This is a genomic window from Acinetobacter sp. YH12251 (assembly GCF_013417465.1).
Taxonomy (GTDB): domain Bacteria; phylum Pseudomonadota; class Gammaproteobacteria; order Pseudomonadales; family Moraxellaceae; genus Acinetobacter; species Acinetobacter amyesii.
Genome location: NZ_VPDZ01000032.1, coordinates 1 through 9,792, shown reverse-complemented (window position 1 = coordinate 9,792; position 9,792 = coordinate 1). Strand labels below are relative to the sequence as shown.

Genomic DNA, 9,792 nt, shown 5'->3' with positions numbered 1-9,792 from the left:
GAATTGCTCGGCCAGTTCAATCCGCTGTGCCTGACTCAGCTCTTTGGGCAAGGCCACCACCATACTGGAACAGGTGCGGCCATTACTTCGTTCATAAATATCAGCAGCTTCCCAAAACTCAGCCGGCTTCCCTTCAGCAAAATTCGGCATATTCCCCGATCTGACAAACTCAATCTGTTCTGAAGCACTTTCTTTGTAGTTTCTGAAATGCGAAGTCCGGCTAATGTAATGAAACCGGTTCTTGGCCGTGGCACCATTTTTCACTTTTCCGGATCGGGTCTTCACGGCCTTTTTTGTTGTGTGTTCCAGATTGCAGTAGAACATATTCCCACCTTCAAATTCACGGAGCCTCGCAGAGCCTGCGGAGCACGAGGAGAAGTGTTTTTAATTCGATATAATTGCGTAGTAATTATATCGAATTAAAAACACGGAAACGAGCTTAAGAATTAAAAAAAATGTTCCCACATTTTTTTTAATTCTTCCCGTGCCGGCCTATGCTAAACTGAAAACACAAAAACCTCACCCATTTTATGCTGGAGAATGCGATGGCGGCCCGTGGAAGACCTGCGAAAATACTCACTTCAAATGACCTCATGACATTACAGCAGTTCCTTAAAAATCTCCCTTTCCTCAAGAAAAACCAGCAGCAGGCTTTGACCTTGCTTCAACAAGCAAATGGCATATTCAATGACAAACAGCTCAATCTACTGAAAGCTGCAGACCGTGATAAAAACCAGTTTTTAAAAAGACAGGCCCTCATTGAACAGATCAAGCTAAAGGATAAAAACCAGCAGCCCCTTCTGGTCAACGAAACAGAAATTCTGGCATTACTGACACAGGAAATGGATCAGGATAATTTCTTCCGCCTGGATCGTGCCCTGGAGTCTTACCAGAAAATTGAAAAAGCAGCCTTGGAAAACCGGATCCGGCTGGAGAATGAACACAAGCGCGAAATTTTGCAAAAAAGTCATAAAGAACTGACAGACGCCCAAAAGAAACGTAATGCAGAAAATCAGCTCAAATATGCTTTAGGTGGAGCAGTACTAGCCGCCTGGAACAAACTTAATTTATCAACCGAAAATATAGATCCAGAAAAAGTTAAAAATACCATCGTCAATAACCAAAATTTTTTCAGAATGGTCAGTAACACCACGCTTTATCAATATATTCATCCAAGAACTGAAAACTACTTTCGAAGCAGAGAATTGTTTATCAAAGTTATTGAAGGATTATGTGAATATGATGACCACGGTACAGAACTTTATATCTTTGAAGCAGATAGTCACTTAAAACCGCAATAAAATGCGATTACAGCCACTTTTAAACCAATTTTTGAGTTAGCTACGTCTAAATCAATAAAGTGGCTGTAATCGCAAAACAAGAGCATTTAGCTTATTTTGCAAAAATACAAATCAAGATCCATTTCAAAACTCACAATATACCTAGAAGGTATATACCGAGCGAGTGTCTACGAGCGGCATAACTAAAATTCGCGCTTCGACTCTTTGAAAAACTGTTTTTTAGTATGTGAAATCTAAAAGAGCGTAAATCAAATGCCAAAATTTGATTCTAGAACGAGCGAAAGCGAGTAAAAAAAGCACTATAAGCGAAGCGAATTCCGAATTGTTTGTGCTTTTTTTAAAGTCATAACGAGATTTACTAAAAATTGCCCCAAGAATCGAGCGATAGCGAGATTCAATAGAGTTTGAGCGTAGCGAAAACATAGGGCAATTTTTCATTCTTTCCTTTTTAATATATTTTAAATCTTTTAAATCTTTTAGGCTATCTGAAAGGCTTTAACAGAAAGGCTTTCAGCTCCTAACTATGAGGGATTGACTACTAACTATGAGGGATTGACTACTAACTATGAGGGATTGACTACTTAACTATGAGGGATTGACTACCAAATATGAGAGAATTATATTACTCATAGTTAGTTTATCGAATTAAAAATGATGAGTACATCTAAAAAAGAATTAGTAGTTAAATCAAATCAAGTAATTGAGGCTTCATATCAACTCAGCTCAACAGAACAACGGATTGTCTTAGCAGCTATTAGTAAGATTAGTCGGGCTGAAGATATTACAGATGATGAAATTTATCGCGTAACTATTGATGATTTAAAAAAACTTGGGGTTCATGAAAAAACAGCTTATAGAGATCTAAAAGATGGTGTAAACCGCTTATATGACAGATCAATTAATTTAGCTATTGATGATGAGTCAATCAAAATGAGATGGATTCAATCCATACGCTTTTTAGAAAGTAAAAGCGTTGTAGGAATTCGGTTTTCTAAAGAAATTTTGCCGTTCATTTCTAATCTAAGCCGTGAATTCACTAAGTATTCGCTATCTGATATTGCTGGTATGAGTAGCGCATATGCTATTCGTATTTATGAGCTACTAAGCCAATATCGTTCCATAGGAAAACGAGAGATTTCCATCGAATCTCTAAGAAGTATGTTGGAGTTAGGGAAAAGATATCCATTGTCTGCTGATTTAAAGAGATGGGTTATTGATACTGCTGTAGTTCAAATCAATGAACATAGCCCTTTAAATGTATCTTACGAGCAAATAAAGACAGGTCGAAAAGTCACACACATTCACTTCACGTTTAAAGAAAAATCAAAAAGTATTGAGCATAAATCCGAACAGAATAATTTTTATAAATTGACAGATTCACAAATTAATATGTTCGGTAATCAGCTTTCACGCTTACATGAAGTATCTCACCTAGCACAACAAGGTGAAAGTTATGACGACTTAGCTATTAAAATTAAAGATATGCTGCGAGATCCAATAAAACAAAAACAACTTATTCCTCATCTTAAAAATTTAGGCTTTAAGGCATAAAGGTCGATTGTGTATGTAGCAGTTGACTGTTTGTTAATGTATTTTAGTTCACATAATGGACAACCAAAATTACAAGATGAAATCACTATCTGTTATTGAGCTTTCAAATCTCTATGGAATAACTCGTCAAGCCATTTATAAGCAAGTTAATAAAGGTAATTTAAGTAAAAATAGTGACGGTAAAATTGATCTTTCCGAAGCTATTCGAGTCTTTGGTGAACCTTCTAGAAATGTAAACAGTTCACAGACAACCGAAACACGAAAGTTGTCAGAAGTTCACCTATTAGAACAGCAGGTTTACATGCTTCAAAAACAGCTTGAACAGGCTCATGAGCGTGAGCAGTTCCAACGTGAGGAACTAAAAGCTAAGAATGATCAGTTACACGTTAAAGATGAGCAAATTGAAGCAATACAACGCCTACTAGAAGCTCCAAAAGCTTATACAACTAGTTCTATCGACCCAAAATTAGATATAGCAACAGATACTAGGTCAAAAAGTGAGTCGAACTATGATGTATTGACTACTCAACCAAGAGAAACTCCTGTAGAAGTAGAGATCCAAACTCAGCCGAAAGATGACGGATTGACTACTCCGGAGCAGGTGGAAAATAAGCGGATTCCAGTACCGGAGCACATTGACCAGGAACCGGAGAAAAGGGGCTTTTGGAGCCGTTTTTTTAGACCCTATGATTAACCACGATTGTTTAACTAATATGAACAAAGTCGTGAAACACTGGTCAAAAAATAGGCGTGGAACGTGAAAAATCATAAAAAAAGCCCAAACGGGCTCGATTGGGCTATAAACTTTAAAATAAGTGTATGAATTTAAAGGTTAATTATAACACGTTTCGTATAAGGTGTATTATGTTAATTGTAGAAATTCTACAATTAAAAGAATTCTAAATATCTTTCCATTCTTGCTATATCATATTGTTATCACTTGATAATCAATAAGTTTATTCAGAATGCCTAATCCAACAAAAATTAATCATCCAATCATTAGTTCATATGTTCAAAATTTCATTAATTTAAATGAAATACCGGCTAACATTGCAATAGATGAACATCTAGTTTTCGAAATGTTCTTAAATGATTTAGTGCTTGAGACTTATACAAATGATATTAATGCCTCATATGAAGAAATGGAAACAGGTCGTGCCATAGGCATTGATGGTGTTGCTATTTTTGTAGCAGATAAGCATATAACTAGTATTGATGACTTCGAGCTAGTTACAACTGATCTAAAAAAATTTGATGTAGATTTCTATTTTACGCAAGCAAAAACTTCAGAACATTTTGATCGCCAAGACGTGAATGATTTTTTAAATGCAGTCATTAAATTTTTTGATATTGGCAGAGATAAATGCTTAATTCCAGAGCTCGCCAACTTGTGGGAAATTGTAAAATACATCTATACCAAGACTCCAAAATTTAAAAAATTACCGAAACTTCACTTAGTTTATGCTTCCCTAGCTTCTACAGAACCAGATCTAAAAAAAGATATACATTTAAAGGCAGATATCGACCTAGCAAAGTCTAATATTATTGGATTAAATATTTTTGATGAGGAAGAATTACGTATAGAGTTTTTAGGCATCAAACAAATAATGGCTCTTCAAAAGAAAACAACTTCTCAACGAGAAATTGTCATTAATATGTCAAAAACACCTATTTCTTATCCCAAACACCCTGATAATAAAATTGAAAATGCCTATTTTGGGTTATTGAAAATTGATCAATTAATTCGAATGATTTCAGATCAAGTAGGTACTAAACGAGTACTCAAAAAAGGAGTCTTTGATGACAATATCAGATTCTACTTGGGATCTGGTGAGAAAATAGAAGTAAATCAAGGTATTAGAGATCAATTATTAGGTGAGAATTACCATTTATTTGGTTTATTAAACAATGGAATTACAATAATTTGTGATGAAACTAGACTTAATTCTGAAGAATTAACTTTAGTTAATTACCAAATAGTGAATGGCTGCCAAACTAGTAATGTCATTCTTGAGTTTTTTGATTCTTTAGATGACAAAGAAGATATTTTCGTACCTGCTCGTTTTATTGCTACCGAAGATGAAGATACCAAAAATGCTATCATCAAGGGAACGAATAGCCAAACTTCGCTAACTCCTGCACAGCTAATGGCCTTATCTACGATTCAAAAAGCCATAGAAGAATACTATGTAACCAAGATGCGAAATAATAACTTCCCTTTATATTATGAACGTCGTACGGAACAATATAGAGATGAAGGTATAGCTAAAACTAAAATTATTAATATCCCTACACAAATTAAATGTACCTCGGCACTTTTCTGCAACTTACCTCATGAAGTATCAGGACAATATGGGAAAGTAGAGCGTTCAACTAGAGGAATCTTATTCCGCACAGACACGGACCTTTCATTCTTAAATATTTACTATGTAAGTGGTCTCTGTTGGTACAAAGTTGAAAGATTCGTTCAGAATAACGAAGAAGGTAAAAAAGTACGACGAGCTAGATGGCATATTATGATGCTTTTAAAACTAATGTACTGTAATAAAAATGATTTGGATTCATTGTGCTCTAGTCGAACTGAAATAGATAAAAAAACGAAGTCCTCTAGTGAAATCCTAGAAAAAATTTTATTACAAGGCGATGATGAGCTTCACCCAAAACTTTTAAATATTTTAGATTTCATTAAAGATTCACTTTCAGCTCATTACCATAAGGACATCGACTCATTGCTTGATGATAGGAAAATCTTTGAACGTAAGGAGACTACAAACATCTTAATTGATGCTGTAAAAAAACTGAGAGCAAATGAGTAAAATTTAAGCCCGTATGTAGAAGACTCCTGAGCGAGATCTTCTACATGCTTTAATTCTACATATTACATTGACCTAATATTTTGCTGTTTGAATTAAATGAACGACAAAAAAAGACGCTTTATTAAAAAAAAGACTGGCCTTTTTAGCTTAAAGGTGCAAAAATCACATCTAAATAGTTAATAGCGTTTTTTTCGACATGTCTCTCAAAATAGCATCCTTCTTTTCTGGCGCTGGTGGTTTAGACCTAGGCTTTAAACAAGCAGGATTCGATATTATTTTTGCCAATGAATTTGATAAAGATATTTGGGCTACATATGAACATAATCACCCCGAAACTGAATTAGATAAGCGTAGTCTTACCTTAATTGATCCATCAGAAGTTCCAACATGTCAGGGTATTATCGGTGGACCACCTTGCCAAAGCTGGAGTGAGGGTGGTGCTAGAAGAGGTATTGAAGATAAAAGAGGACAACTTTTCTTTGATTTTATCCGTATTCTTGAGGCTAAAAAACCGTCTTTTTTCTTAGCTGAAAATGTTAGTGGCATGCTTGCAGCTAGACATAACGATGCGCTAGAAAATATTAAGAATACTTTTTTAGAAGCTGGCTATGATCTTCACTTTAAACTTCTAAATTCTGCTGATTTCGGTATTGCTCAAGATCGAAAACGTGTCATTTTTATTGGTTTTAGGACTGACTTAAATATTAAATATTCCTTTCCAGAAGAAACAAATGAGACTCGTTGTTTAAGAGACATTATCAAGGATCTTGAGCATAATGCTGTTCCTGCATTAAATAAATCAAAGCCTAATCCCGCTGTAATTGTGCCAAATCATGAATACATGACTGGTGGCTTCTCATCAATGTATATGTCACGTAATCGTGTTAGATCATGGGATGAGCCATCTTTCACAATTCAAGCTGGTGGGCGTCATGCTCCAATTCATCCTAGCGCTCCTAAAATGATAAAGCTGGAGCAAGATAAGTTTATGTTTTCACCAAATGGCGAATATAGACGTTTGAGTGTGAGAGAGTGTGCCAGAATTCAAAGCTTCCCAGATGATTTCATTTTTAAATATTCAGATGTGAATCATGGATATAAAATGATTGGTAATGCTGTAAATGTTGATTTTGCAAGAATTTTAGCAAAAAGTATCATGGAAGCATTGAACCAAGCTACTTCGCTATCCAAAGCAAGTTAAAGAAAAACGTGAAGCAAGTTGCTTCACGTTTTTTATTTTAAAATTGAATAATTTTTACAGGCACTGGAGCATTATTCATATCTACAGATGAGTCAAATTTTAAACTTAGAGATGAATTTAAGTTAAATCTAGAACTGGCTGTATGTAAGCGCATGTTCAAAATAAAATTATTATCAAACTTTACGATCAAATAACCACTTTCTGGATCAATATAAGCTTCATCTATCCTATGAGCATCTTGGATATTAGAAAAATCTTTTATCCAAATGGTTCTAGATGATGGGTCTAGCATAACTTTTTCAAAGTTAGTATTACCCACTAAGAATCTAAAATATCTTTGAATAGCATGCGCATCAGCATAATTAGTAAGATATTTTAGAACCAAGTTACAAACATCTTCATATAAGTTCGTGATTAGATAAGGTGCTCTTGCTTTCACAAGGTTAAATAAATAATCCCCATTTTCATTTCGATCAGTAGGCAATACAAAAGACTTGAAATTACGTTCTATAGCGGTTAATTCATTTCTATATTGAGTGTCCAACACAGGATTATTGATACCTAATTGATTACTAATAAGTGCTCCAGGTCTTTGATGTTTACAAGCATCATGATTATGTTTTAGTGAAATATTTCTAATAGTTCCATCAGTATAAATAATTCTAATATCCGTTACATCACCCGCTACAGCAGCACTATCTTTTAACCTTTCAATTGTTGCAATATTTTGTACACAGAGTTCATCTGAATATTTTTCTGAGAATTCTGAAAATAGCTGTTGCTGATAGACTGGTAAGGCACCAAAATAAGCTAAATCTCTTACTTGATCCTGTTGAGTGGTACCAAGTAAAACAATCTGAGAATTCTGTTGGCAAATAATATCTACTAATCTTGCCTCTAAAGCTCTTCCATTGTTATTTGATCTTGTCACGCTATTCCCCTCACATATAAAAGGAATAGCTTTTACCACTTCATGCAAATAACTGTAAACATAACTTAATCTGCATATAATTTTTTATAGACTATTTAACATAAAATCTCTTATGCGAAATTCAAAAAAGCGCGGATCTAGTGTCCACGCTTCATATGATTTATACAATGGAAAGTGTAGTGAATTGGATAAGAAAAGCATAACCCTCTAATTGTTTATTTGCTTCTTTGAGCATGCTTTTAATAACAAAGAATTAGAGGGTTAAAATTTCCGCTGCACTTGTTTCTTTATACTTATTTATTGCTATTGTGAGGCTTATTTAATCAGGCTTAAAAAATAAGATATTGATATAAATAAAAAATATGAGTTATGAGCGAATTTTAGATGACAATTTTAGATGATTGTCATCTAAAGTTCGCCACTAATCTTATAAACTATTGATTTATAAATAATATATTACTTTTTCTTCAAGAAACTAAAATTCGCCAGTAAGCCCAATAAAACTATATTAATCATAGCCTTACTATAGTAACCTCCCTAGAAATAAAAGAATCTAAAAGTAGAATGATCTATTAAAATACAAGTAGAAGATTCTGCATTTGGCTTAATAGTTGGAATTCTAGGTTCTGTCACATTAGGGAATTAGATATCAAATAATTCGGTTAACCCCTTATAGGAAGTATTTTCCATGAAAAAATTCAGTACAAGTGAGCATCTCAAAGAAATGGATCGTAAGGATTGGGCAACAGCCCAATCTATCACCACCTTTGGCATGAACCCCAAAGAAAAAAAAGCCCATGAAAAAAGATCCTGGGAACGCTTTGAGCGGATCCAGTCTGGAGAAACCACAATTAAAGATGAAGAAGCAGTACTGCTTATGCAGTGGCGTGCCTTAAATAATCGGCTTAAAAGCGAGGACTAAAACCATTATCCTTATCTTGATTCCTTGTCTTTTCAGGAGCGATAGCCTTTTCCCTCATTTGCAAAGGCACACGTTCGATGACTTGCCGCTGAATAAATGCCAATTCTTCATCAATAGAGGCGATCTGAATAACTGAACCCTCTAATTGTTGGCCAAGATCCCTTAAGTATTCGAACCTCTCGACTCGATCGAAGGACTCGGTATTCAAAAGGTCTATATAGGTCTGTAAATCATGCTGAATCAACCTAAGCGGTTGGGTCGTTTGACGATCTTGCAATAAGGTTTGCAGCATCTTCTGTTGTAAAAACAATAACTTTTCTTGGGCATACCATCGCTGCCGTGTCCGTGGAGTCTCGACTTGCTTTTGCTGTTCTTCAATGGTTTTTCGATTCTCTAATTCAGCCTCATAAAATGGACGATACAACTCATAATTATTTTCAGCACGTAACCGGTTAATTTCAGCAGTCATTCTTTCCCGTTCGGCCACTAACGCTGGCTCTTTCTCACGCGCAAAACGGACGGCCTTATTCATCACAGGCACATCCTTCAGCTGTGTGCCATGTTTCTTATTGTATTCCTGATTGGATAAACAGCTGACCAGGCTAGGGACCTCGACCTGAATGCCCCGGATTTCCACCATCTTGGTGGGAGCATAATACCTTAGACTTTCATTAATAAGCTCTTCAGTCTTCTGCCGATACAGCTGCAGCTGCGCCTTTCCCATGCCTAACACATCAGCTGTTAACTTCTGTGCCCCGCCTTTATGCGGATCCTTCGGATTATAACGCTTAAAAAACTGCTCTGCTGTCCGCTCGATGCCATCCACATGCCGCTCACTGTACATGAAATGCAAATGCGGTTGCTCTTTCCCTCCCAAGGACCCAGCATGATTATGAATGGCACAGGTGAATGGATAGCGGTAACTGTCTGCAAACTCACTAATGAATTGCTCGGCCAGTTCAATCCGCTGTGCCTGACTCAGCTCTTTGGGCAAGGCCACCACCATACTGGAACAGGTGCGGCCATTACTTCGTTCATAAATATCAGCAGCTTCCCAAAACTCAGCCGGC

9 protein-coding genes are annotated in these 9,792 nt (G+C 35.8%); 6 read left to right on the top strand and 3 right to left on the bottom strand.

The features are described from left to right. A partial coding sequence (locus FTV27_RS16565; protein ID WP_180079313.1) for a MobA/MobL family protein occupies positions 1 to 324 on the bottom strand: 324 nt, incomplete at its 3' end. Positions 325 to 545: 221 nt separating this feature from the next. Between FTV27_RS16565 and FTV27_RS16560 the strand changes: the two genes are divergently transcribed. From FTV27_RS16560 to FTV27_RS16540, 5 genes are all read left to right on the top strand, one after another. Then, positions 546 to 1,301 (top strand): hypothetical protein, encoded by a 756-nt coding sequence (locus FTV27_RS16560; RefSeq protein WP_180079312.1) that lies wholly within the window; start codon positions 546 to 548, stop codon positions 1,299 to 1,301. 651 nt (positions 1,302 to 1,952) lie between these two features. After that, positions 1,953 to 2,852 carry a replication initiation protein RepM gene (repM, locus tag FTV27_RS16555; protein WP_004763517.1) on the top strand — a complete coding sequence of 300 codons (900 nt, stop codon included), beginning with the start codon at positions 1,953 to 1,955 and terminating at the stop codon, positions 2,850 to 2,852. Between the two features lie 76 nt (positions 2,853 to 2,928). Next, the gene (locus FTV27_RS16550) at positions 2,929 to 3,546 is read left to right on the top strand and encodes a plasmid replication DNA-binding protein (protein WP_026040226.1); all 618 of its coding nucleotides are present in this window, start codon (positions 2,929 to 2,931) and stop codon (positions 3,544 to 3,546) included. Between the two features lie 271 nt (positions 3,547 to 3,817). Beyond that, positions 3,818 to 5,668 carry an AIPR family protein gene (locus FTV27_RS16545; protein ID WP_180079311.1) on the top strand — a complete coding sequence of 617 codons (1,851 nt, stop codon included), beginning with the start codon at positions 3,818 to 3,820 and terminating at the stop codon, positions 5,666 to 5,668. Positions 5,669 to 5,864: 196 nt separating this feature from the next. Further along, entirely contained in the window at positions 5,865 to 6,869 is a 1,005-nt protein-coding gene (locus FTV27_RS16540) for a DNA cytosine methyltransferase (protein ID WP_180079310.1), read from the top strand. A gap of 37 nt (positions 6,870 to 6,906) precedes the next feature. On the opposite strand, the gene FTV27_RS16535 is transcribed toward FTV27_RS16540, so the two are convergent. Beyond that, positions 6,907 to 7,800, bottom strand: a complete 894-nt coding sequence (locus FTV27_RS16535; RefSeq protein ID WP_032032326.1) for a HaeIII family restriction endonuclease — start codon at positions 7,798 to 7,800, stop codon at positions 6,907 to 6,909. 688 nt (positions 7,801 to 8,488) lie between these two features. Here FTV27_RS16535 and FTV27_RS16530 point away from each other — a divergent pair. Beyond that, positions 8,489 to 8,722 (top strand): hypothetical protein, encoded by a 234-nt coding sequence (locus FTV27_RS16530; RefSeq protein ID WP_005175447.1) that lies wholly within the window; start codon positions 8,489 to 8,491, stop codon positions 8,720 to 8,722. Here FTV27_RS16530 and FTV27_RS16525 read toward each other — a convergent pair. Continuing rightward, positions 8,706 to 9,792, bottom strand: a 1,087-nt coding sequence (locus FTV27_RS16525; protein ID WP_180079309.1) for a MobA/MobL family protein, incomplete at its 5' end; no start/stop codon positions are given. The genes FTV27_RS16530 and FTV27_RS16525 overlap by 17 nt on opposite strands.